Source organism: Saccharopolyspora sp. 6V (assembly GCF_020176785.1).
Classification (GTDB): Bacteria; Actinomycetota; Actinomycetes; order Mycobacteriales; family Pseudonocardiaceae; genus Saccharopolyspora_C; species Saccharopolyspora_C gregorii.
Map to the genome: position 1 here is coordinate 1 of NZ_JAIUKB010000059.1, position 23,997 is coordinate 23,997.

At 73.6% G+C, this 23,997-nt stretch carries 21 protein-coding genes and 1 pseudogene; 9 read left to right on the plus strand and 13 right to left on the minus strand.

The window, feature by feature from the left end; all coding sequences use genetic code 11:
• Positions 1–119: 119 nt before the first annotated feature.
• From LCD35_RS12665 to LCD35_RS12695, 7 genes are all read right to left on the minus strand, one after another.
• Complete coding sequence (locus LCD35_RS12665) at positions 120–1,277, minus strand: MFS transporter (protein WP_224957750.1); 1,158 nt, start codon at positions 1,275–1,277, stop codon at positions 120–122.
• 52 nt (positions 1,278–1,329) lie between these two features.
• Complete coding sequence (locus LCD35_RS12670) at positions 1,330–2,229, minus strand: ABC transporter substrate-binding protein (protein ID WP_224957749.1); 900 nt, start codon at positions 2,227–2,229, stop codon at positions 1,330–1,332.
• Positions 2,230–2,270: 41 nt separating this feature from the next.
• Entirely contained in the window at positions 2,271–2,993 is a 723-nt protein-coding gene (locus LCD35_RS12675; protein ID WP_224966729.1) for an ABC transporter ATP-binding protein, read from the minus strand.
• Positions 2,990–3,832: an ABC transporter permease gene (locus LCD35_RS12680; protein WP_224957746.1), complete on the minus strand. Its 843-nt coding sequence runs from the start codon at positions 3,830–3,832 to the stop codon at positions 2,990–2,992. Before LCD35_RS12680 ends, LCD35_RS12675 begins: the two co-directional genes overlap by 4 nt.
• A complete protein-coding gene (locus LCD35_RS12685; RefSeq protein ID WP_224966730.1) occupies positions 3,829–4,860 on the minus strand; it encodes an ABC transporter substrate-binding protein in 1,032 nt (343 codons plus the stop codon). The genes LCD35_RS12680 and LCD35_RS12685 overlap by 4 nt, the downstream gene beginning before the upstream one ends.
• 163 nt (positions 4,861–5,023) lie before the next feature.
• Positions 5,024–5,896: a nitrate ABC transporter substrate-binding protein gene (locus LCD35_RS12690; protein ID WP_224957742.1), complete on the minus strand. Its 873-nt coding sequence runs from the start codon at positions 5,894–5,896 to the stop codon at positions 5,024–5,026.
• 161 nt (positions 5,897–6,057) lie between these two features.
• A complete protein-coding gene (locus LCD35_RS12695; RefSeq protein WP_224957740.1) occupies positions 6,058–6,858 on the minus strand; it encodes an IclR family transcriptional regulator in 801 nt (266 codons plus the stop codon).
• 543 nt (positions 6,859–7,401) lie between these two features.
• Here LCD35_RS12695 and LCD35_RS12700 point away from each other — a divergent pair.
• The 5 genes from LCD35_RS12700 to LCD35_RS12720 are packed head-to-tail and all read left to right on the plus strand — an operon-like array spanning position 7,402 to position 12,453.
• A complete protein-coding gene (locus LCD35_RS12700; protein WP_224966731.1) occupies positions 7,402–8,442 on the plus strand; it encodes an LLM class flavin-dependent oxidoreductase in 1,041 nt (346 codons plus the stop codon).
• Entirely contained in the window at positions 8,439–9,812 is a 1,374-nt protein-coding gene (locus LCD35_RS12705; RefSeq protein ID WP_224957735.1) for an LLM class flavin-dependent oxidoreductase, read from the plus strand. The genes LCD35_RS12700 and LCD35_RS12705 overlap by 4 nt, the downstream gene beginning before the upstream one ends.
• On the plus strand, positions 9,809–10,636 hold the full coding sequence (locus LCD35_RS12710; protein WP_224957734.1) for an ABC transporter permease: 828 nt from the start codon (positions 9,809–9,811) through the stop codon (positions 10,634–10,636). Before LCD35_RS12705 ends, LCD35_RS12710 begins: the two co-directional genes overlap by 4 nt.
• A 16-nt stretch (positions 10,637–10,652) precedes the next feature.
• Positions 10,653–11,675, plus strand: coding sequence for an ABC transporter substrate-binding protein (locus LCD35_RS12715; RefSeq protein ID WP_224957733.1), 1,023 nt, complete (start codon positions 10,653–10,655; stop codon positions 11,673–11,675).
• Between the two features lie 16 nt (positions 11,676–11,691).
• Complete coding sequence (locus LCD35_RS12720; RefSeq protein ID WP_224957732.1) at positions 11,692–12,453, plus strand: ABC transporter ATP-binding protein; 762 nt, start codon at positions 11,692–11,694, stop codon at positions 12,451–12,453.
• Positions 12,454–12,530: 77 nt separating this feature from the next.
• Here LCD35_RS12720 and LCD35_RS12725 read toward each other — a convergent pair whose 3' ends face one another.
• Complete coding sequence (locus LCD35_RS12725; RefSeq protein WP_224957731.1) at positions 12,531–12,896, minus strand: MerR family transcriptional regulator; 366 nt, start codon at positions 12,894–12,896, stop codon at positions 12,531–12,533.
• Positions 12,897–13,025: 129 nt separating this feature from the next.
• Between LCD35_RS12725 and LCD35_RS12730 the strand changes: the two genes are divergently transcribed.
• The gene (locus LCD35_RS12730) at positions 13,026–14,147 is read left to right on the plus strand and encodes an NADH:flavin oxidoreductase (RefSeq protein WP_224966733.1); all 1,122 of its coding nucleotides are present in this window, start codon (positions 13,026–13,028) and stop codon (positions 14,145–14,147) included.
• 456 nt (positions 14,148–14,603) lie between these two features.
• Here LCD35_RS12730 and LCD35_RS12735 read toward each other — a convergent pair whose 3' ends face one another.
• Complete coding sequence (locus tag LCD35_RS12735; protein ID WP_225044236.1) at positions 14,604–15,542, minus strand: metallophosphoesterase; 939 nt, start codon at positions 15,540–15,542, stop codon at positions 14,604–14,606.
• A gap of 213 nt (positions 15,543–15,755) precedes the next feature.
• On the opposite strand from LCD35_RS12735, the gene LCD35_RS12740 reads away from it, so the two are divergent.
• Entirely contained in the window at positions 15,756–17,327 is a 1,572-nt protein-coding gene (locus tag LCD35_RS12740) for a trypsin-like serine protease (protein ID WP_224967444.1), read from the plus strand.
• A gap of 27 nt (positions 17,328–17,354) precedes the next feature.
• Here LCD35_RS12740 and LCD35_RS12745 read toward each other — a convergent pair whose 3' ends face one another.
• Together LCD35_RS12745 and LCD35_RS12750 are read right to left on the minus strand one after the other, a co-directional pair.
• Positions 17,355–18,443 (minus strand): tartrate dehydrogenase, encoded by a 1,089-nt coding sequence (locus LCD35_RS12745; RefSeq protein WP_224967442.1) that lies wholly within the window; start codon positions 18,441–18,443, stop codon positions 17,355–17,357.
• A 114-nt stretch (positions 18,444–18,557) separates the two neighbouring features.
• A complete protein-coding gene (locus LCD35_RS12750; protein ID WP_224961360.1) occupies positions 18,558–19,463 on the minus strand; it encodes a LysR family transcriptional regulator in 906 nt (301 codons plus the stop codon).
• A 648-nt stretch (positions 19,464–20,111) separates the two neighbouring features.
• Here LCD35_RS12750 and LCD35_RS29925 point away from each other — a divergent pair.
• Positions 20,112–20,384: pseudogene (locus tag LCD35_RS29925) on the plus strand (cation:dicarboxylate symporter family transporter); the annotation flags it as partial.
• A gap of 145 nt (positions 20,385–20,529) precedes the next feature.
• Complete coding sequence (locus LCD35_RS12755; protein WP_374108073.1) at positions 20,530–21,528, plus strand: cation:dicarboxylate symporter family transporter; 999 nt, start codon at positions 20,530–20,532, stop codon at positions 21,526–21,528.
• 67 nt (positions 21,529–21,595) lie between these two features.
• Here the strand turns inward: LCD35_RS12755 and LCD35_RS12760 are convergent, their stop codons facing one another.
• Together LCD35_RS12760 and LCD35_RS12765 are read right to left on the minus strand one after the other, a co-directional pair.
• Positions 21,596–22,453, minus strand: a complete 858-nt coding sequence (locus tag LCD35_RS12760; RefSeq protein WP_224961362.1) for a 3-hydroxyacyl-CoA dehydrogenase family protein — start codon at positions 22,451–22,453, stop codon at positions 21,596–21,598.
• Positions 22,454–22,696: 243 nt separating this feature from the next.
• A complete protein-coding gene (locus LCD35_RS12765) occupies positions 22,697–23,845 on the minus strand; it encodes an aldehyde dehydrogenase (RefSeq protein WP_374108072.1) in 1,149 nt (382 codons plus the stop codon).
• Positions 23,846–23,997 lie beyond the last annotated feature (152 nt).

Consider the following 23,997-nt stretch of genomic DNA (forward strand, 5'->3'; position numbering starts at 1 on the left):
ACCCCGGCCCCCCGGGGGGGGCACCCCGGGGGGGGGCCCCCGGGCCCCCCCCCCGCCCCCCCCCCCCCGGGGGGCGCCCCCCCCCCCCCCCCCCCCCCCCGGGGGGGGGGGGGGCCGCTTCACGTCGGCGAGCCGGGCGCACGGCGCAGGGACCTCGCCGCCAGCAGGACGACCAGGGCGGCCAGCGGCGCGGTGCAGGCCGCGGCGAAACCCCACCGCGCGTCCAGGTGGTACAGCGGTACCCACAGCACCGGTGCCAGCGCACCACCGAAGAACTGCGCCGCCAGCGCCAGCGACGCCGCCCCGCCCCGGTTCGACGGCGCGCTCGTCGCGGCCAGCTCGTTGACGATGGTGCGGATGCCGGTGACCGCGGCGCCCGCCAGCAGCACCCCCACGACGACCAGCAGCGGGGACGGGCCGAGCGCCGCGGCGAGCAACCCGGCCGCGAGCAGCGCGTTCAGCACCAGCCCCAGCGGGCGCGGCCCGACCCGCTCCGCCCACCGGCCCAGCGGCCCGGCGGCGGCCACTCCCGCCACGCCGAACGCCGCGCTGACCAGACCTCGTTGCACCGGCCCGAAACCGAAGTCGTCGGCGACGCGCAGCACCACCAGCACGGTGAGCCCCACCGCGCCGAGGTAGCTCAGGAAGGACAGCGCCGCCGCCGACCCCAGCCTGCGGTTGACCAGCACCCGCCACGGCACGGCGCCGGTGGCCCGGCGGGCCGCGGCGGCCGCGTCCGGCGGCAGCAGCACCAGCACGATCGCGAGCAGCGCGGGGAAGACGAACGCGAGCCGCCAGTGCCACGCCGCCGCCACCCCGGTGATCAGCGGGCTGAACCCCTGACCGGCGGCCTGCATCCCGGCGAACCACCCCAGCGCGCGCCCGCGCCGCTCCCCCGGCACCAGATCGATGATCGCGGCCACCAGCAGCGGGGTGATGAACGCGTTCGCGGCGCCCTGCACGGCGCGGCCGAGCAGGAACAGCTCCATCGTCGGCGCCGCCGCGCACAACGCGGACACCAGCGCGAACACCAGCAGCGCGGCCCGCACGACCCGCCCGCGGCCCCAGCGCTCCGCCAGGGTCCCCGACACCAGCAGCAGCACCGCGAACGGCACCATGTACGCGGTGACGGCGGCCGCGGCGGCGGTCACCGAGCCGTGCAGCCCGGCCGCGACCTCGTGCACCATCGGGGTGACCATCGTGCTGCCGTAGGGGCCGAGGAACCCGCCCGCGTACAGCGGCCACACCCGAGGTCCGCGCCCCGCCCGGCTCGCCATGGTCGGCACCTCCCAGCGCACCGGCCGGTGCCGTCCGCCGTCCCGCCCCGGTTCAGATCCGGACGAGGTTCTCGACCACCTTGCCGTATCCGGAGTCCTCCTGCACCAACCCCCAGCTCACCATCCAGTCGTAGGTGCGCTGGAACTCCTCCCGCGGGTAGGGGCGCGGTTCCACGAACCGCAGCCGGTCCAGCCGGAAGTCCTCGACGGAGAGCCGTTCGATCTCCGGCGGCACCTCGCCGATGAGGTGGTGCAGGTACGGCCGCGGGTCCTCGCCGAGCTTGCGCACCGCCTTCACCACCGCGCGGTTGATCGCCTCGTAGGTGCTGGTGGGCAGGTCGGGGCTCGCGATCTCCGAACCCGCGTAGTAGGCCTCCGCGAGCAGCCGGTAGCCCTGCTTCTCCGCCACCGAGATCCACGGTTCCATCAGCGCCACCGCCGCGATCTCCCGGTCCCGCAGCGCCTCGAACCGCTGCTGCGGCCCGCCGACGTGCACCACCTTGATCTCCTCGCGCGGCAGGAAGCCCTCCAGCGTCTGCAAGGCGAGGTAGTGCGAGCCGTGGTGGAAGTTCACGCCGACCGCCTCGCCCGCCAGGTCCTGCGGGTGCACCGCGGGCGAATCCGGGTGCACGTACAGGCCTTGGCTGAGCACGGCGGCGCGCTTGCTCACGACCCGGCCACCGACGCTGGTGTCCACGGAACGCCGGATCTGGCCCCACTCGCAGGCGCGGTACAGGGTGGCCTCGCCGCTCTCGAAGTGCGATTTGGTGCTGCCGAACGCGCTCAGCAGCTGGTGGTCCTCCAGGAAGCCGACCCCGGCGCCCGCGTAGCCCTTGGGGACGAACTCGACCTCCAGCCCCTCCTCGGCGTAGTAGCCCTCGTCGGCGGCGACCAGCTGCGGCAGCGAGAACACCAGCGACAGCAGTTCCATGGTGACTTTGTCATGCGCCATGTCGGATTCCCTCTCGTTCCTTCGGTCCTGGTGGTGCGGGGTCAGGCCCCGGCGGTCAGGTCGGCGACGATCTCGCCGTGCAGCGCGAACAGGTCCGGGTCCTCCGGGGACCGGGGGCGCGCGGCCGGCACCTCGTAGCGCCGCACGACGCGGGCCGGGCGGCCGCCGAGCACGACGATCCGGTCGGCCAGCAGCGCCGCCTCCAACGGGTTGTGCGTGACGAGCAGCCCGGTGCGCGGCCGGGCGGTCCACAGCTCCTGCAGCAGCAGCCGCAGCCGGCGCGCGGTCAGCTCGTCGAGCGCGCTGAACGGCTCGTCCAGCAGCACCACGCCCGGTTCGACGGCGAAGGCCCTGGCCACCGCGACCCGCTGCCGCTGCCCGCCGGAGAGCACCGAGGGGTAGGAGTCGGCGTGCTCGGCCAACCCCACCGCCGCGAGCACCTCGGCGGCCGCGGCGCGGTCCAGCCTGGCGGCGTCCAGGGCGAGTTCCACGTTGCGCCGCACCGGGATCCAGTCCAGCAGCCGCGGTTGCTGGAACACGACGCCGAGCCGCCCGGGCGGCACCGGCACCTCCCCCGCGTCGGCGCGTTCGAGCCCGGCCACGAGGTGCAGCAGCGTGGTCTTGCCGGTCCCGGAGGCCCCGACCACGGCGACGAGCTCGCCTTCGGCGACGTCGAGGGAGAACTCCTCGAAGACCGATTCGACCCGGCCGGTGCGCGCGTCGCGGAACCGCTTGGACACCGCGCGCAGCGAGATCGCGCTCATACCGACACCGCCTTGCGCCAGCGGGTGAGCCGCCGTTCCAGGTTCTGCAGCAGGCCGTACTCCAGCAGCGCCATCACCGCGCCGAACAGCAGCGTCCAGCTCAGGACCCCGGCGACGCTCTGCGCCGCGAACTCGTTGTTGAGCTGGTACCCGACTCCGCTGGAGAGCCCGAAGATCTCCACCAGCACGATCACCTTCCAGGACAGCGACAGCCCGAGCCGCGCCCCGGAGAACAGCGCCGGTTGCAACGCGGGCAGCCACAGGTACCGCAGCCGGCGCCACGGCGAGAAGCGGTACACGTGCGTCATCTCCAGCAGCTCGCCGGGCAGCGCGCGGATGCCCTGGTAGACGTTCAAGGTCAGCGCGGGCGCGGCGGAGAGCGCGACGGCGAGCACCGGGTTCGCCAGCCCCACCCCGAACCAGATGACGCACAGCAGCGCCCACACCAGTCCGGGGACGGTCAGCCCGAGCAGCACGGCGGGTTCGAAGAAGCGGCGGACGACCGGGTGGCGCCCCATGGCGATCCCGACGACCAGGGCGGCGGCGAAGGCGAGCGCGAAGCCGAGGCACACCCGGGCCAGCGTCACGCCCAGCTCGCCGAGGACGTCGCCGCCGACGACGATCTCGCCGAAGCGGTCGGCGATCTCGCCGAGCCCGGGTACGAGGACGCTGTCCGCGAGCACCGCCATCAGCTGCCAGCCCGCGCCGAGCAGCAGCGCGAACGCGGCGGGCGGCCAGCCGGCGGCGGCGATGCGGCGCCAGGCGCCGGGGCCCGCCGGTGGCGCGGTCGCCGGCGGGGCGGCCGGGTCGGTGCGCTCGGGCGCGGTCGTGGTCGTCATGCCGGCCCCACCACCCGGAACGGTTCCGCGGCGAGCGCGGCGCTGATCAGTCCTGTTCGGACGGCGACGTCGATCTGCTTGCGCAGCCCGGCGAACACCGACTCGTCCCAGACCACGGGATAGACGTCGGCGAGCCGCTGTGGCAGCAGTTCGACGGCGCGGCGCTCGCCGGCGGGGATGCCGTAGTACTCGTGCAGCTCGGCGAGCACCGCAGGGTTCTCGGCGATCACCTGGTGCGCGGCGAGCCGCAACCGGGCGATCCCCGCGGCCTGCGCGGGGTGCGCGTCGATCCATTCGTTCGTGGCACCCTGCCCGTTGAGCAGCAGGCGCCCGCCGTCGCCGGTGCCCTCGCTCCACAGCTGCTGCACCGACACGAGCTCGCGGGCACCGCGGCCGACGAGCAGGGTGGCGTTCGGCTCGATGGTGAGGATGGCCTCCACGTCACCGCGCTCGAACAGCGCCAGCCCGGCCAGCACCGCGCCCTGGTGCACGTCGTAGTCGGCTTCGAAGTCGATGTCGTTGACCGCGGCCGCCAGCTGCGCCGAGCGGTAGGCGTCGCTGTTGTTCGGCGGTGTCGCGATGGGTTTCCCGCGCAGGTCCCGCACCGTGCGGTACGGGCTGTTCTCGGGGACCAGCCAGTGCACGTGGTTGTGCAGGCTGGTGCTGAACAGGCTCACCGCCGCGCGCGCCTCGGCGGCGACGACGGCCCCGATCGGGCCCATGCTGGCCACGTCGAGGGCGCCGGAGAGCAGCTTGTTCTGCACGTCGCCGGGCCCGGTGCCCGCGACGTGCTCCAGATCCAGGTCGCCGACGAGCCCGTACCGCTCGGCGATGGGCCGGATCACCGCGCCCGCGGTGCCCTTCTGGGTGTCCTCCACCTTCGCGGCCCCGGGCGATCCGGTGCCGCAGCCGGACAGCACCCCGGCTCCCGCGAGGCCCAGCGCCGCCGCCAGCCCGCCGCGCAGCACGGCGCGGCGCCCGAGCGGGCCGCGGGGAACTGGTGGGACACCACCGGTCCAGGTGTTCATGACGACGCTCCAGGAGCAGCGAAGGGGAAAGGGCAGAGGCGTGCGGCCCGGGACGCGCCGCACGGGCGCGCCCCGCGGAAGGCCGGGGTTCAGCGGGGACAGAGCCCGCCGTTGAGCGAGCACCAGTCGAGGTACCTGCGCCGGGTGAGGCCGGCGGGCGGGTTCACCGCAACCCCAGCAGGGTGCGGTAGCCGTGCGCGCCGGAGGTCAGGCGCCAGGAGCGCATCCACGCGTAGCTCTCGGTGAACCGGCGTTCGGTGACCGGCGTGGCGCGGGTGTAGCGGAAGTGCTCGGTGCCGAGCTCGGACTCGTCGAGCTCGCCCGCCACCTCGGCGACCAGGTGGTGCCGGTACCGGGCGGGGTCGGCGTTGATGAGGTCGACCGCGGCGTCAACGACGCCGACGAAGGTCTCGCGCGCCGCGTCGGTCAGTTCGGGGGCGACGACTTCGACGCCCCGGTAGAAGTAGGTGCCGAGCAGGTGGGCACCGCGCTTGCGGGCCAGGCTGAGGTACGGCTCCATCAGCATCACGGCGCGGATCGCGCCGGTTTCGGCGCGGCGCAACCGGACCTCGGGGAAGCCGACGTGCTCGACGACGACGTTCTCCCGCGCCACCGCGCCTTCCAGCAGGTGCAGCGCGGTGTAGTGCGAGCCGGTGAACTCGTTGACGCCGACCGGGATCCCGCTCAGGTCGTGCGGTTCCTGCAACGCCGGGTCGAAGCTCACCAGTGCTTGGGCGACGATCGCGGGCCGCAGGTAGCCGAGCCTGCCCGGCCTGCGGTTGCGCTCCAGCCGGTCGATCCCGCCCCATTCGCACAGGTTGTAGACGTCGGCCTGCGCGTGCTCGAACAGGGATTCCTTGCGGCGCGCCGCCGGGTCCCGCTCGGTGCGGTCCTCGGCGCCGGCCCGTTCGGCGAAGCGCACGTCCAGGCCCGCCTCGGCGAACATGCCGCGTTCCAGGGCGACGATCTCCGGCAGGTCGAACACCGGGTGGTTCGGGGAGATGACCACTCGTGCCTCGGAGCGCTGCGGGCTCACGGTCACCTCCCTGCCGTTCGTGCTGTCGATGAGCAACGTAGGGCGGGGTTCGGCGGCCGGTCAACGGATACTTGCGCGATGCGGCAACACCTCCCACATCACGGAAGTCGGTGGTCGCGGGTTGACCGGGGCGCGGTCCGGTGGCACGCGCGCCCGGGTTCTCAGGTGCCCGCGCCACCCAGCGACAGCGGCAGTCCGTGCAGCTCCTCGGCGGCGGCGCGGACGGCCGCGCCCAACCGGTCGAGCTCCTCGTCGGCCATCCGCGCGGCCGGGCCCTGCACCTCGACGACCAGCCGCCCGCCGTCGCGGTGCCCCGGGACCGGGGCGGCGATCGCGCGCAGCCCGGCGCGGTCCGGGTCGTCGAACACGGCGCACCCGCGGAACCGGGCCGCCATCAGGTCCACCTCGTGCTCCCAGCGCTCCTCCTCGCCGGCACCGGGCAGCAGCTCGTCGAGGACCTCCCGCACCGGGCGGTCGCCGACGGCCAGCAGCGCCCGGCCCATCGCCGAGCGCAGCAGCGCGCGGTGCTCGCCCTGCACGCCCTGGAACCGCAGCGGCTGCGCGGATTGCGCCACCAGCAGCACCAGCACCTGCTCGCCCTGGCGCATGCCGAGGCTCGCGGTCTCCCCGGTGCGGTCCACCAGGTCCCGCAGCACGTCGGCGGCCTCCGGCACCCCGGCGGAGGCCAGCGAACGGCGGGCGAGCCGCAGCAGCAGCGGGCCGGGCAGGAATCGCTCGGTGCCGGAGTCGCGGCACAGCAACCCGCCGGAGCACAGGGTGCGCAGCAACCGGTGCACCGTGCTCATCGTCAGGCCGCTCTCGCGCACCAGCTCGGTCAGCGTCAGGCCCTCGGCGCTGTCCACCACCGCTTCGAGCAGCGCCGAGGCGCGCGCGACGGACTGCACCTCCGAGCCGCGCTCCTTGCCACCGGTCCGCGCGGGGGTCTCACCTGGCTTCGACACGGCGCGAGTATCGGCCACCCCGCGCAGCGGCGGCAACGAGGCACCCGCCGAACCCCGCGTCCCCGCGGACGGGGTGTCCGGGCTCACCTCGGGGCCGTCGCGACCCCGGACCACCGTCCGGCGACGCCGCCCGGGCCGCTGAGCTGCACCGTCCCACCCTGTGCGACGGATCGACGGCTGCTTGACGTCGGCGGGGGTCGTGTCGAGACTTCCGGGCATGCCCACTCGGTCGGCTCTTCCCGGGCGGTTCAGCACGCAGTCATCCGCCGCGCACCGCGGCTGTACCGGCTGATCCGTCCGATCAGGACTCCCGGCACGCGGTACCGCGCGCCCGCTCGATCCCCCGACGCCACAACGGCGTTCGCCATTCAGTCCACTGAGGACTCTTTTTCGCCGCCCGGTCCGAAGCAGCACCGGAGCGCCCCCGGACGCCCGCACCGCACCGCCGCCCGGCGGTCGCGCACCGCCGCGCGCCGCGACACCGCGACACGGCACCGCAGCGGTGCGTCCCGCTGCTCGCGGCACGACCCGCAGGAGGTCTCCTTGGGAAGGAACCAGCACAAGAAGCGCCCCCGGCAGCTGCACCTCGGCTACGCCCACGCCACGGGCAGCGCCCCGGACGAGCTCGACCGGGCCGTGCGCCTCGCCGAGGACGCCGCGTTCGACTTCGTGCTGCTCGACGGCAGGCGCGACACCGGCACCGGCCTCGAACCGTTCACCGCCGCCGCGCACGCGGCCGTGCGCAGCACCCGGATCGGACTGCTGGCCACCGGCGATCCGCTGCGGCACGAACCGTTCAACCTCGCCCGGCTGGTGGCCTCCCTCGACCACATCTCCGGTGGGCGGGCCGGTTGGCTGGTCACCGAGGAACACCCCGGCGGCGAGCGCGCGGGCCCCCTCCCCCGGGCGGACGCGGTGGAGCGCACCCGCGAGTTCGTCGGGCTGGTGCGGGCGCTGTGGGACAGCTGGGACGACGACGCCTTCGTGCGGGACAAGGGATCCGGCGCGTTCGTCGACGCCGACCGCATCCGCGCCGTGGACCACGTCGGCGCGCACTTCCAGGTGCGCGGACCGCTGAACCTGGCCCGCCCGCCGCAAGGGCATCCGGTGCTGGCGCACGCCGCCGACGAGCCCGCCGCCGCCGTCCCGGACGCCGAGCTCGTGCTGCCCGGTGGCGCGACCGACCGCGGCGAGCACGCCGCGGTGCTGCCCGACCTGATCCCCGTCCTCGGCGAGGACGTGGCCGAGGTGCGGGACCTGCACGAGCAACTGCACGCCACCCCCGGCGGAGAACGCGCGCTGGCCAGCGGAGCGGTGCTCATCGGCGATCCCGACACCGTCGCCGGGCGCATCGCGGAGTCCTTCTCCGCCGGGCAGGTGGACGGGTACCTGCTGCACGCTCCCCCGCAACCCGGCCAGCTGCGCCGGTTCACCGAACTGGTGGTGCCGCTGCTGCGCCGCCGCGGCGTGTTCCGCCACGACTACGCGGACCGGAGCCTGCGCTCGCACCTGAACCTCACCCGACCGGCCCGCCGCGACCCGTCCCGGCGGCCCGCACCACCGCGAACGGGGGCCGCATCGTGACGGCACGACGACTGCACCTGGGCCTGATGTTCTGGGCCACCGGCACGCATCCCGCGGGCTGGCGGCACCCCGGGGCGCGCGCCGACGGCGCCTACGACATCGGATTCATCCAGCAGGTCAGCAGGATCGCCGAGGACGCCGCGTTCGACTTCGTGTTCCTCGGCGACCGCCTGGCGACCGACCCGGCGCTGGCGCGCACCAACCCCGCCCAGATGTCCCGGCTGGAACCGTTCACCGCCGGAGCCGCGATCGCCGCCGCCACCAGCAGGATCGGCATCGTGGTGACCGCGAACCCGACCTACCACGACCCGTACTCGGTGGCCCGGCTGACGGCCTCGCTCGACCACCTCAGCCGCGGGCGCGCCTCGTGGAACCTGGTGACCGGAGCGGACGCCGCGGCGGCCGGGAACTTCAGCCGCAGCGAGCACTGGGACACCGACAAGCGCTACGACCGGGCGGGCGAGTTCGTCGACGTGGTGCGGGCGCTGTGGGACAGCGGCGCGCACGGCGCCCCCATCGGCCACCGCGGCGCGCACTTCGACGTGGACGGGCCGCTCGACGTCCCGCGACCACCGCAGGGCCAGGTGGTGCTGCTGCACGCGGGCACCTCGGAGCGCTCCCGGGACCTCGCCGCCCGGGAGGCGGACGTGGTGTTCTCCGGGCACCACGACTTCGAGTCCGCCCGGGAGTACTACGCCGACGTGAAGGCCCGCGCCGCCGCGCACGGCCGGGAACCCGGGCTGCCGCGCATCCTGCCCGGGCTGAGCGTCTACACCGGCGCCACCACGCAGGACGCGGTCGCCGAGCACGACCTGCTCAACTCGTTCCTGCCGCTGGACGAGGAGGAGCAGCTCGCCGGCCCGCTGCACCGCGGCGGCGCCCTCGGGCAGCGGCCCCGCCGCAACCTCACCTCGGTCTCCCGGGAGCTCGGCGTCGACGTGCGCGGCCACGACCCGGACGAGCAGGTGCCCGCCGCCCTCGCCGACGAGCTCGACGAGCAGGGCCGGGTGTTGCTCGACGCGGTGCGCGCGCACACCCACCGGGACCTGTCCGGCGAGCACCGCATCACCTACCGGGACCTGGTGAACGGGCTCGGCACCGGCGCGGGCCGCGCCTCCGTGGTCGGCGATCCGGTGCAGGTGGCCGATTTCGTGCAGCGCTGGTTCGACGGCGGTGCCGCCGACGGGTTCAACATCTTCCCGCCGCACGTCCCCGGTTCGGTGCGCGCCTTCGCCGACCTGGTGGTGCCCGAGCTCCGGCGCCGCGGGCTGCACCGCGACGACTACGCGGGCAGCACGTTCCGCGACCACCTCGGACTGGACGTGCCGCCGGTCCGCGCAGCAGCGGCAGGGAGGACCACCGCGCCATGACCGTTCGAGAAGCACCGGCCGCACCCGCCACCACGGCCGCTCCGTCCGCCGGAAAACGCCCGCGCCGCACCGGGTTCGCGATCCTCGGCGGGCAGGTGCTGCTGGTCGCCGCGGTGCTCGCGGTGGTGCAGCAGGCCGTGGACAGCGGCCGCGTCAAGCGGATCTACCTGGCCTCCCCCACCGAGGTGCTCGCCGCCTACCCGGCGCTGTTCACCGAGCAGAACCTGCTCGGGAACCTGCTGCTGACGCTCGGGGAGGCCGCCGCGGGCGCCTCGCTGGCCCTGGTGTTCGGCGTCGCCACCGGGGTGTGGATGGGCCTGTCCCGCAATGCCGGGACCTTCCTGAACCCGTTCGTGGCCGCGCTGATGGCGGTGCCGAAGGTGACGATCATCCCGCTGCTGACGCTGTACCTCGGCATCGGCGCCGCGCACAAGATCGTGATCGTCTTCCTGTTCTGCTACTTCCTGTTCGTCTACAACACCATCGCGGGCATCAAGCAGGTCTCCGCGGACCACCTCAAGGTCGCCCGCTCGTTCGGGGCGAGCCGCGCGCAGCTGATCCGCAAGGTCGTGCTGCCCTCGGCGACGACCTCCATCGTGGCCGCGATCAAGGTGGAGACCGGGACCGCGCTGGTGGCCGCCCTGTTCGCGGAGATCACCGCGTCCAAGGGCGGGCTGGGCAACCTGCTCAACCGCGCGGTCGGGGTGTACGACACCGCCTCGGTCTTCGCGCTCGTCCTGTTCACCACCGTGCTGTCCGCGCTGATCATCTCCGGCGTGGGCCTGCTGGAGCGCCGCGTCCTGCTGCGCTGGAAGCACTCCTGACCATCCTGGAGCTCACATGAACCGCCGCGAATTCGTCCGGTCGTCGCTGGCCGCGGCAGCCCTGCTGCCCCTCGCGGGCACCGCCGCCTGCGCCGGGACCGGAGGGACCCGGGCCGACGGCGAGACCGCCACCATCACCCTCCAAGCGGGCACCCAGTACACCCAGCAGCCGATCCGCTGGGGCGTGGAACGCGGGCACTTCGCCGCCCAGGGGCTCACCGTCGAGTTCACCGACGTCGAGGACGCCGTGACCGGCGTGGCCACCGGCGAGCTCACCTTCGCCTTCGGCCCGACCACCGAGTACCTGCGCGCCGCCGCGCTCGGCTCCCCGCTGAAGATCGTGTCCTCCGCCTTCCGCAGCAAGGGCCCGTACTTCCTCATCGCCCGCCCCGGCATCACCCGCATCGAAGACCTGCGCGGGCGCACCATCGGCAACTCGAAGGCGGGCAGCAACCTGGACACCACGCTGCGGTACGTGCTGCGCGCCCACGGGATCGACGCGGACCGGGACGTGTCGCTGGTGAACAACGGCATCAACGAGCAGGCCTACGGCACGTTGAGCACCGGCCAGGTGGACGCCACCATCATCCACCAGCCGTTCCCCGCGCTGGGCGAGCTCGAAGGCGAAGCGGTCACGCTGGCGCGGGCCTGGGACTACCTGCCGAACTACCACACCGGGGTGCTCATCTCCGGTGACGACGTCATCCGCGACCACCCCGACGTGCTGCGGCGGGCGCTGCGCGCCTACTTCGCCTCCTACACCGACGCGAAGGAGAACCACGCGACCTACGTGCCGTGGTTGCAGGGGAAGTTGAAGCTGGACCCGGAGGCCGTCGCGCGCGCCATCCGGCAGGAGGACGACGTGTGGGACGACAACCCGGACGTCGATCCCGCCGCGATCCGGCGCAGCCAGGAGATCGAGGTCGAGGTGGGCAACCAGGACCGGATCTACGACGCGGACCGCTACATCGACCTGCGCTTCATCCCGCAGGAGTTCCGCAAGCCCTTCACCTACCCCCGGCCCCGCGCCGGGCGCTGATCGGACGGGAGCCACCATGGCGATCTTCGAAGTGCGGTCGGTGCACAAGTCGTTCGGTGCGAACGAGGTGCTCTCCGGCATCGACCTGGACGTGGCCGCGGGCGAGTTCGTCTGCCTGCTCGGGCCGAGCGGTTGCGGGAAGAGCACCCTGCTGGAGGTGCTCGCCGGGTTGCAGGCGCCGAGCTCCGGCGAGGTGCGCTTCCGCGGCGAACCGCTCACCGGGCCGCGGGAGGGCATCGGGGTGGTGTTCCAGGACGCGTCGCTGTACCCGTGGCGCACGGTGCTGGCGAACGTGGAGCTGGGGCTGGAGATCCGCGGGGTGGGCCGGGGCGAACGCCGCGCCGCCGCCCGCGAGCACCTGGACCTGGTCGGGTTGTCCGGCTACGAGGACGCCTACCCGCACCACCTCTCCGGCGGCATGCGGCAGCGGGCGGGCATAGCGCGGGCGCTCACCGCGGAACCGGAGGTGCTGCTGATGGACGAACCGTTCGGGGCGGTGGACCACCTCACCCGGATCCGGCTCCAGCAGGACCTGCTGCGCATCCGCGCGCGGACCGGCGGGACGGTCGTGTTCGTGACGCACGACGTCGGGGAGGCGGTGTTCCTCGCCGACCGGGTGCTGCTGCTGGCGGCGGGACCGGGACGGGTCGTGCGCACCTTCGACGTCGACCTGCCGCGGCCGCGGGAACGCGGTTCGCTGCCGCTGCTGCAGGAGGAGAGCCGCATCTACCGGGCACTGTCCGAATCGGACGGACGGGCCGAGCCGGTCGGTGGCTGAGCGCCGCGCGGGGTCCGGCGGCGCCGATCCCCGAACCGGCGCCGGTGATCACGACGTTCGGCCGGTGCGGTCCCGGGTCACGCGATCGACCGGGAGTCGTCGTGCGCCGCGTGCGAGCAGCGGATGATCGCATCCAACCGGTCCCGGGTCCGCACGAGCTCGTCGACCTGCCGGTCGATGCGGTCCCGCTCGGCGACGAGGCGGTCCATCATGGCCGGGTCGGCTTCGCCGGTCTCCACGCACGGCAGCAGGCCGAGGATCAGCTTGCTGGACAGCCCGGCGGCGTAGAGCTGCTGGATGAGCCGCACCCGTTCGACCGCGGCCTCCGAGTAGGTGCGCTGCCCGCTGGCGGTGCGCTCGGCTCGCAGCAGGTGCTGTTCCTCGTAGTAGCGCAGCGCCCGCACGCTCACCCCGGTCCTGGCGGCCAGTTCCCCGATCCGCATCGCGCTTCCTCCTCGCCCCGCCGGGCCGCGGTGGTAATCCCGGCCACAATCGGTTTCCTCTGACGTCAACGTCAGGTTTTACCGTAGCGGAAGCACGCACCGCACCGCACCAGTTCCCGAGGAGAGCCCGTGTCCAGCAGCAACACCTCCGACCGCGCGGCGAAAGCGCTGTCCCGCCCGTTCGAGCTGGGCGGCACGACCGTGCCGAACCGCATCGCGATGGCGCCGATGACGCGCGACCTCTCCCCCGGCGGAGTGCCCGGCGCGGACGTCGCCGCCTACTACGCGCGCCGCGCCGCCGCCGGCACCGGGCTGATCATCACCGAGGGCACCTACGTGGACCACCCCTCGGCCGGGCTCAGCGACTCGATCCCGCGCTTCCACGGCGAGGACGCGCTGGCCGGCTGGAAGAACGTCGTCGCCGAGGTGCACCAGGCGGGCGGGAAGATCTTCCCGCAGCTCTGGCACGTCGGGATGGCCCGCCCCGCAGGCGCCCCGCCGTTCCCGGACGCCCCGCCGATGGGCCCGTCCGGGCTCGACCTCAAGGGCGAGGAAGCCGGGCACGCGATGACCCGGACCGACCTGGACGCGGTCGTCGAGGCGTTCGCCCAGGCCGCCGCGGACGCCGAACGCGTCGGGTTCGACGGCGTGGAGCTGCACGGCGCGCACGGCTACCTCATCGACCAGTTCCTGTGGGAGCGCACCAACCGCCGCACCGACGCCTACGGCGGCGACCCGGTGTCCCGGACCCGCTTCGCCACCGAGGTCGTGGCCGCCGTGCGCCGGTCGGTCTCCGCCGACTTCCCCGTCGTGTTCCGCACCTCGCAGTGGAAGATGTACGACTACCAGGCGCAGCTGGCCACCACGCCGCACGAGCTGGAGGCCGTGCTCGCGCCGCTCGCGGAGGCCGGGGTGGACGCCTTCCACGCCTCCACGCGGCGGTACTGGCGGCCGGAGTTCGAGGGCTCCGACCTGAACCTCGCCGGGTGGACCAAGAAGCTCACCGGCAAGCCGTCCATCACGGTCGGGTCGGTGGGGCTGAACCAGGAGTTCACCGGGGCGTTCAGCGGCCAGACCTCCGAGATCACCGACATCGATGAACTGGTGGAACGGCTGGAGCGCGACGAGTTCGACCTGGTCGCGGTGGGCCGCGGACTGCTCGCGGACCCGCTGTGGAGCGAGAAGGTGCTCTCCGGGCGCCTGGACGAGGTCGCCCCGTTCAGCTCCGAGCTGCTCACCTCGCTGTACTGACCGCACGCGCGACGGCTCCCGCCGTTCCGGCGAACCGGATGGCGGGAGCCGTCTCGGCGATGCGTCAGGTCGTTCGTCGCGTCAGGTCGTGGTCGTCAAGGCCGGGGGGCTCACTTGCGCCAGCCGCCCCAGTGGTGGCCCCAGCCGTGGTGCCGGTGCCGGCCCCAGCCGCCGGAGCTGTAGACGAAGATGCTCTTCACTTGCATGGTCATTACCTGCTTCCCACACGAACCCGGCAGGCGAAATCCGTTCCGTCCACCGGTGCCTCGGTGCTGCTGCGGATTCGATGGGAGTCGTTCTTCGCGGCCCCGTACGCGTCGGGTGGTCGACTCGGCGGGCCAGGCCCGGCGCGATTGCCCCCAGGTTAGCCCCGCGCGGCGCGCCGGGACCACGGGAATTCGGCCCGCACGCGGTGCGTGGCCGGGGGCGCCCACCTGCGCGGCGCCCCCGCGCGGATCACTCGGTGGCCTTCAGGTCCACGTCCACGGTGAAGTCGTCCTCGCCGTCGAAGTAGTTCGAGTCGTCCTCGGACGGCGAGTAGGTGTCGACGATCATCTTGCCCGCGTCCACGTCGAACTGCAGCAGCCGCAGGTAGCCGAGCCCGCCCTCCGGGGCGCTCTGGTAGTCGGCGAGGATCTCCGGCATGGTGCGACCGCCGCCGAGGTCCTTCACGTTGTGCGTGGCGCCGTGGTTGTGCCCGCACAGCACGGCCTTCACGTTGCGGTGCGGCTCGACGATCCGATCGAAGATCTCCTGGCCCTGCTCGCTGTAGGAGCCGTCGGTCTCCAGGTACGCGTGCACGCTGATGATCACCGGGGTGTCGGGGTGCGCGGCGAGGACGTCCTCCGCCCAGGCGAAGTCCGCCTCCTGCATGTCCCAGGTCAGCGACAGCATCATGACCTGCTCGCCCGCCACGTCCACGAGGTCGTAGTGCTGGCGGTTGTTCTCGAACGACTCGCCGCGCACCGGGGAGCCGGCGAACCGGTCGTCACCGAAGTAGTCCGCGTAGAGCCCGTCCACGTCGTGGTTGCCCTCCACGACGCCGTACGGGAACTTCGCGTCGTCCAGCACCTTCATGCTGGCGTCGGCGTTCTTCCACTGGTCCTCGTCATCGGAGTCGTCCACGATGTCGCCGGTGTGCGTCGCATAGCCGATCTTGCGCTCGGCGGCGTTGTCGACGAGCCACCGGGTCTGCGCGTCGAAGTGCTCGGGGTGGCTCTCCGAGTAGTACTGGGTGTCCGGAATCCAGGCGATCGCGGCGTCGTAGCTGCCCGGGTCGGGCAGCTCGGCGGCACGCGCACCGGGGCCCGCGAGCGCGCTGGGCGCGGCGATCGCGGTGGCGGCGGTCAGGCCGGTGGCGGCCAGGGCGATCAGCAGACGGCGGTCGGGCTTCACTGCGGCTCCTCGGCTCGGCGTACGTCCGGCACATCGTGCCGCCGCCGCGTGGAGCCGGACCCAAGCCGCGCCGACCCCCTGGTGAACCGCCTCTGAACACGCCGCGATCACCGGATTTCCCGGTTCTCCCGCGAACGACCGGGCGGCCGGCTGGTACGAAACCGTGACGGGACGACGACGTGGCGCGGACGAGCGCGGGACACGGTGGGGCCCATGCACCTCCGAACCCGTTCCTTCGCGCTGCTCTGCGGGCTCGCGCTGACGACGGCGGTGGCGGGCGCGGTTCCCGCGTCGGCCATCGTCGGCGGCACCGAGTCCGCGGAGCCGTACTCGTTCATGGTCTCGCTCCAGTACGACCCGCCCCGCCCGGACGGGCACCGGTGCGGGGCGGTGCTCATCGCGCCGCGGTGGGCGGTGACCGCGGGCCACTGCGCCAACTCGCCGACCGGGGCGACGGCGGGCGTTCCCCGCGGCTGGCAGGTCCGCATCGGATCGCTGGACACCACCACCGGCGGCGAGGTCACCGAGGTCGACGCGTTCTACCGGCGGCACAACTCCTACGACCCGCCCGGCGAGGACATCGCGCTGCTGCACCTGCGCGATCCCGCGCAGGCCCGGCCCGCCCGGCTCGCGGACAGCGCGCCCGCAGTCGGCGAACCCGTCCGGATCCTCGGCTGGGGTGCGACTGCGGCCGGCTGCGGCGACTTCGACGACCCCGAGTGCTACCCCAGCACGCTGCGCGAAGCCGACACCCGGGTCGTGCCGCTCGCGGAGTGCTGGGACGACGACGGCAGCACCTCGCCGTTGTGCATCGGTCAGGCCGAGCCGCCCGTCGGGCCGGGCATGACGGACTCCGGCGGGCCCGCCCTGGTCCGCGACGGTGACGGGTGGGCGTTGGCCGGGACGGTCATCGGACCCGGCATCAGGGGCACCGACTTCCCCGACATGTACACCGATGTCGCGGCGAACCGCGCCTGGATCGAGGGCATCGTGTCCGGGACCGACGTGCCCCCGTTCGACCCGGTCCCGAACGTGGCGGGCGCGGCCGAGGTGGGCGAGTGCCACGGATCGGTGGTGCGCACCGCCACCGCGCGCCCGGACGATCCGGCGCTGGCGCTGACCAACGGCCACTGCCTGCCGAGCGGACGGCCCGCGCCCGGGTCCGCGGTGGTGGACCGGCCCGCCGACTTGGCGGAACCGATCACCATCAAGGACTCCGCCGGCTACTCGCTGGCCACCTCCCGCGCGGTCCGGCTGGAGTACGCGACGATGACCGGCACCGACATCGCCCTGTACCGGCTGGACAAGACCTACGCCCAGCTCGCCGCGGAGGGCGCGACCGTGTTCCGGCTGCCCACCGCCCCGCTGCGCGCCGGTGACCGGATGTTCCTGTCCCGCCTGGACGGACGCCCGGAGTGCGCGGTGGAGGCGGTACCGCGGCACCTGCGGGAGGACGGCTACCAGCAGGACGACCCGGTGCGCTACGCCCCCAGCGACACCTGCGCCAGCAGGCCCGGCGATTCCGGCGCGGCGCTGCTGTCCCCCGACGAGCGCACGATCGTCGGCATCAACAACACCTCCAACCGCGACGGCGAGCAGTGCACGAACGACAACCCGTGCGAGGTCGACGAGAACGGGGACGTGACCGCGGTGCGGGGCCGCAGCTACGGCCAGCAGGTGCACCTGATCTCCGCCTGCCTGGCCGAGGGCTCCCGGTGGGACGGGTCCCGGCCCGGCTGCGCGTTGCCTGCCGCAGCGCCCCCGGCCCGCTCGCCCGGCGAGTGACCGGGGCGAGCGGACCGACCGAACGGCTCAACCGAGCTCGGCGACGACCGCGTCGGTGATCTCGGTGGTCTTGGCGGTCCCGCCGACGTCGGGGGTGCGGATGCCCGCGGCGGCGGTGGCGTCGATGGCGTCGCGGAGGCGGGTCGCCTCGGCGGGCAGGCCGAAGTGGTCGAGCATCAGGGCGGCGCTGCCGAGGGCGCCCGCCGGGTTCGCCAGGTCCTGCCCGGCGATGTCGGGGGCGGAGCCGTGCACCGGTTCGAACATGGACGGGAACCGGCGCTCCGGGTTCAGGTTGGCGCCGGCGGCGAGGCCCAGGCTTCCCGCCAGCGCCGAACACAGGTCGGAGAGGATGTCGGCGTTGAGGTTGGAGGCCACCACCACCGACAGGTCCTCCGGCTTGAGCACGAACTTGGCGGCCATCGCGTCGACGAGCACGCTCTCGGTCTCCACGTCCGGGTAGTCGGCGGCGACCCGCTCGAACACCTCGTCCCACAGCACCATGCCGTACTGCTGGGCGTTGCTCTTGGTCACCGACGACACCTTCTTGCGCGGGCGCTGCCGGGCGAGGTCGAAGGCGAAGCGGATGATGCGTTCGCAGCCGTGCTCGGTGAACAGCGCGGTCTGCAGCGCCACCTCGTTGCCGGGTCCGCGGCCGGAGAGGTTCCGCCCGCCGAGCCCCGCGTACTCGCCTTCGCTGTTCTCCCGCACCACCACCCAGTCCAGCTCGGTGTGGTCGGCCTTGCGCAGCGGCGAGGTGATGCCGGGGTGGAAGCGCACCGGGCGCACGTTGGCCCACTGGTCGAAGTTCTGGCAGATGTTGAGCCGCAGCCCCCACAGGCTGATGTGGTCGGGCACCGACGGCCAGCCGACGGCGCCGAAGTAGAGGGCGTCGAAGCCGCGGAGCTGCTCCAGGCCGTCCGCGGGCATCATCCGCCCGGTCTCGGCGTAGTAGCCGCAGCCCCACGGGAATTCGGTCCAGTCGAAGGCGAACGCGCCGCCGGAGCCCGCCGCGAGGGCGTCGAGCACGGTGCGACCGGCGGCGACGACCTCCTCGCCCACCCCGTCGGCGGGGATGGCGGCGATGCGGAAGGTGCGGGCGGCGGGTGCTGCTGGCATCGATCACTCCTGGGGTCGCTGCGGGCGGTGGTGGCCCGAGTGAAGCCCGGCGGCGCAGCACGCGTCCAAGACGCGTCGGCGATGCGATGCATAGGCCGGGCCTATCCGCACCGTTCAGCGGGCCTCGTCCAGGTAGTCGGCGGCCCGGTGCTCGCGGGCGACCGCGCGGAACGCTTCGGCGATCGGGGTGAGCGGGGCGGTGCGGCTCAGCAGCGCCACGTGCAGCCGGGCCGGGTGGTCGATGCGGGCGAGGCGCAGCCCGCAGCGCCGGGCCAGCGGCGCCCACGCGGCGGGCAGCACGGCGAGGCCCACGCCTTGCAGCACCAGCGGCAGGATCGACGTCCGGTGCGCCACTTCGGCGGCGATCCGCACCGGCACTCCCCCGGCGAGCGCGTCGTCGACGATGCCGCGCATCAGGCTGCCCGGCGGGGAGGCGATCAGCCGCGCGTCGGCGAGGTCGGCGAGCCGCACCGGATCCGCGGCGGGGAACTCGTGCTCCGGGGCGCCGACGAGCAGGAAACCCTGCTCCTCCAACGGGATCACCTCGACCCCGGGCGCGCGGGGCGGCGCGGGAGCACCGACGAGACCGAGCTCGCAGGCGCCCTGCTTGATCAGCTGCACCACCTCGTCGGCGGTGAACGCCGCGTCGGCACCGACGACGACGCCGGGGTGGCGCCGGGCGAACTCGGCGGTGAGCGCGCCGAGCGGTTCGATGCCGGGCGAGGGCATCGTGGCGAGTTCCACCCGCCCGCGCAGCACGCCCTTCACCGAGTCCACGGTGGCGCGCGCGGCCCGCAGGTCCCGCAGCACCTGCCGCGCCGGGCCGACGAGTTCGCGGCCCGCGTTGCTGATCACCACGCCGCGCCCGACCCGGTGGAACAGCCGCACCCCGAGTTCGCGTTCGAGTCCGGCGATGGCCTGCGACAGCGACGGCTGCGCGAGGTGCAGTGCCTGGGCTGCGCGGCCGAACCCGTCGTGGTCGACGACGGCGAGGAAGTACTCCAGCTGCCGGGTGTCCATCGGGGTCGGCCTCCCGGGTCGGGCGTCGTCGCAGCGTGTGCGGCATTCATTCGGTGAACCTATGGCTCGGGTAGCAACTTACTCTTGGACGCCGCGACGGCGGCCGGGCCACGGTGGTTCCCACGTTCCGGCCGGGTCGAGGAGGATTCATGGGGCGGGTGCTGGTCGCGCTCGATTCGTCCGGGGGCCGCTCGACGCGCCGACCGCCACCGCCGGCCTCGCCCGCGAGGTGGTGGGCTCGGCGGCAGCGCGAGCACCGACGGCGACGGACGGTCGGCCGCGCCCACCGGGCGCGCCCCCGATCTCCCCCGGTCGGCCGAGCTCGCCGGGCCGCACCCGCGGGGGCCGCACGACTCACGGCTGGTCCGGCCGATGCCGCGCGGCAACGAACCCGCCGGTGCCGCTCGCGCGGCCCGGGACGCCGGCACTCCGATAGCCGCCGCAACCCCGGAAATCATCCGTCCACTTCGGACTCTGCGGCGGCTGGTCCCGACGTCGCGCCCACCATCACCGACCTCGACGCCGACTCGGCGCGCTGCATGCGCGACGCCGCACCGCTGCTGGAACGGCTCGGGGCGCGCATCGCCGAACGGCTGCTCCCCCGCGGCTGATCCCGGACGCCGCCCGAACGACGTGCAGGAGAGTGCAATGACGCATGCCGCACCGCAGCCCGCCCCGAAGCCCTGGTACCGGCAGTTGTACGTGCACGTGCTGATCGCCATCGTCGTGGGCGTGCTCCTCGGGTGGTGGCGGCCCGAGCTCGGCGAGGCCATGCAGCCGATCGGCACCACGTTCATCGCGGCGATGAAGATGCTGATCGGGCCGATCGTGTTCCTCACCATCATCGGCGGCATCGCCAACGTCGCCGACCTGAAGAAGGTCGGCATCACCAGGTTGAAGGCGCTCACCTACTTCCAGCTGGGCACGATCGCCGCGCTGCTGCTGGGGCTGGTCGCCATCAACGTCACCCGGCTCGGCGTCGGAGTGCACGCCCGGCCGGAATCGCTGCACAAGCGGGGACGCCCAGCAGTACATCGCCGACGGCGAACGGCAGCACTGGTGGGAGCTGTTCACCCACCTGGTCCCGGAGAGCTTCTTCGGCGCGTTCGTCGACGGCGACATCCTGCAGATCATCTTCCTGGCCGTGCTGTTCGGCATCGCCGTCAAAGCGGTCGGGCCGGTCGGCGAGCCGATCATCGCCGGGGTGAACCGGCTGACCGAGGCCGTGTTCAAGGTCCTGGGCTTCGTGATGAAGGCCGCGCCGCTGGGCGCGTTCGGCGCGATGGCCTACGCGGTCGGCGCGTTCGAGGTGTCCGCGTTGAGCAGCCTGGGCACGTTGATCGCGCTGTTCTACGGGACTTCGCTGTTCTTCGTGGTGGTGGTGCTCGGCGGAGTGCTGGGCGCCTACGTGCGGTTGAACGTGTTCCGGTTGTTCCGGTACTTCAAGGAGGAGTTCCTGCTGGTGCTCGGCACGTCCACCGCGGAACCGGCGCTGCCGGGGCTGATGCGGAAGCTGACGGCGCTGGGCGCGGACCGCGCGACGGTCGGGCTGGTGGTGCCGACCGGGTACAGCTTCAACCTGGACGGCGCGGCGATCTACCTGTCGCTGGCGGCGCTGTACATCGCGCAGGCCACCGACACGCCGTTGAGCATCGGGCAGCAGCTGGGCCTGCTGGCGGTCATGCTGCTGACCTCGAAGGGTGCGGCCGGGGTCGCGGGCGGCGGGTTCATCGCGCTCACCGCCACGTTGTCCACCATCGGCACGGTGCCCGCTGCGGGCATCATGTTGATCTTCGGCATCGACAAGTTCATGTCGGAGTGCCGGGCGCTGGTGAACTTCTACGGCAACGCGGTCGCGACGCTGGTGATCGCCAAGTGGGACGGGGCGCTCGACGTGGACCGCGCGCGAGCGGTCCTCGCCGACCCCACCGGAGCCGCGAACCCCGCCACGAACCCGTATTCCGATACTCCGACCGACCACGAAGCTCCGACCCCGAGCGATCCTCGCACCACTCCGGCGAAGACCGGCCCCGCAGAGGACGCAGTGGACCCCGCCATCCGCTGACGGCGTCCGCTCGCGACGAAGAGCGCTGCCGCCCTGCCTTCGAACCTGCCCGGCTGCCGCTACCCGCTCACCACGCGAAGAACCCGATCCCCGTCTTGCGGCCGAGTTCCCCGCGCTCGACCTTGTCCCGCAGCAGCTGCGGCGGGGCGAACCGCTCGCCGAGCGTGGCACGCAGGTGTTCGGCGATGGCGAGCCGCACGTCGAGCCCGACGAGGTCGGTGGAGCGCAGCGGCCCCATCGGATGCCGGTAGCCGAGCCGCATCGCGGTGTCCACGGATTCGGCGTCGGCGACGCCCTCTTCGAGCATCCGGATCGCCTCCAGGCCGAGCAGCACGCCGAGGCGGCTGGTGGCGAAGCCCGGCGAGTCCCGCACCTGCACTTCGGTCTTGCCGAGGCCGCGCACCCAGTCGCGGGCGCCGCCGAGCACGTCCGCGGCGGTGTCCGGCCCGGCGACGAGCTCCACGAGCTGCGAGGCGGGCACCGGGTTGAAGAAGTGCATCCCGAGGAACCGCCGCGGTTCGCGCAGCGCCGCGGACAGCTCGGCGATCGGCAGCGAACTGGTGTTGGAGGCCAGCACCGCGTCCGGGCCGAGCACGTCCTCCACCGCGGTCAGCACCTCGACCTTGAGCTCCAGCTGCTCGGGCACCGCTTCGACGACCAGCTCGACGCCGCCCGGCAGGTCCGCGACGCCGGTCAGCACCCGCAGCCTGCCGAGCAGGTCCGCGGGGTCCTCGGCGAGCTTGCCGCGGTCGGCGGCCCGCCGGACGCTGCCCGCGATCCGGTCGGTCGCGGCGGCGGCGCCGTCCGCGCCGCTCTCCACGATGGACACGTCGGCGCCTGCGATGGCGAAGGTCTGCGCGATGCCCGACCCCATCCGGCCGCCGCCGATGACGGCGACCTCGCCGGGGACAGCTGGTGTGCTCATGACTTTCCTCCGCTCCCAGGACCGGGGCGGCACCCCGGCGTCGTCAGTGCCTGCTGCCACCGCGGACGGCCCGCTCCGCCGGCCCGGGACGGCGGGGCGGTCCCGGACCGGCGCGGGGCGCGCTGGCCGGGGCCCATTCTTAACCGTCCGGTCGGTCGGTGATCAACCCGGTCCCCCGGTAGCGGGCTCCCGGTACGGCCGAACCGGTGAACGGCGGTGCGGCCGGTGGGCGCAGCACCACCGTCACAGCCCCAGCATCACCGTCTTCGCCTCGGTGTAGGCGTCGAGGACGTCGGTGCCGTGCTCGCGGCCGAGACCGGACTGCCCGAACCCGCCGAAGGGCACGCTCCCGCTGCTCATCTCCTGCCCGGAGTTGATCCACACCGTGCCGGCGCGCAGCCGCGCGGCGGTGCGGTGCGCGGTGCCGACGTCGCGGGTCCACACCGAGGCGGACAGCCCGTAGGTGGTGTCGTTGCCCGCCCGCACCACCTCGTCCTCGTCGGTGAACGGCTGCAGCGCCGCGACGGGCCCGAAGATCTCCTCCCGCGCGACCCGCATGTCCGCGGTGACGTCGGTGAGCAGCGTCGGCGGCACGTACAGCCCGCCGATGCCCGTGCCACCCGCGGCGATCGTGGCGCCTTCCTGCCGGGCGAGGTCCAGGTAGGAGGTGACGCGCTCGTAGTGCCCGCGGAACGCCAGCGGCCCCATCAGCGTCCGCGGGTGGAACGGGTCGCCGATCGGGATGCGCGCGAGCTCCGCGGTCAGCAGCTCGGCGAACCGGTCGCGCACGGGTTCCTGCACGAAGATGCGGCTGCCCGCCACGCACGACTGCCCGCTGCCCGCGCAGAACCCCATCGCGGCCTGCGCGGCGGCGGCCTCCAGGTCGGCGTCGGCGAACACGATCGCGGGCGATTTCCCGCCCAGCTCCAGGGTGACGCGCGCCAGCGAGTCCGCGGAGGTGCGCACGATGTGCTTGCCGACCTCGCCCGAGCCGGTGAAGCTGATCTTGTCGACGCCGGGGTGCGAGATCAGCGCCTGCCCGGTCACGTCGCCCGGACCGGTGATCACGTTGACCACCCCGGCGGGCAGTTCGGCGGCCAGCAGGTCCGCGAGCCGCAGCGCGCTGAGCGAGCTCTGCTCGGCCGGTTTGAACACCACGGTGTTGCCGGTCGCCAGGACGGGCGCCAGCTTCCACGCGGCCTGCAGCAGCGGCCCGTTCCAGGCGACGATCGCGCCGACCACGCCGACCGGCTGGCGCAGCACGTAGTGCAGGCGGGACGGGTCGGTCGGGCCGACCTGGCCGTAGAGCTTCGTGGGCCAGCCCGCGTAGTGCCGGAACACCTCGGCGGCGTGCTCGACCATGCCGCGGGTCAGCGCCAGCGGTGCGCCCATCTCCAGCGAGTCGAGGGTGGCGAGCTCCTCCTGGTGCTCCCGCCGCGCGGCGGGGGGGGCCGCCCCCCCCCGCCCCCCGGGGCGCGGGGGGGCCCCCCCCCCGGCCCCGGCCCATATCGGGGGGACCACAAGACGGGGGGGGGCGCGTGAAA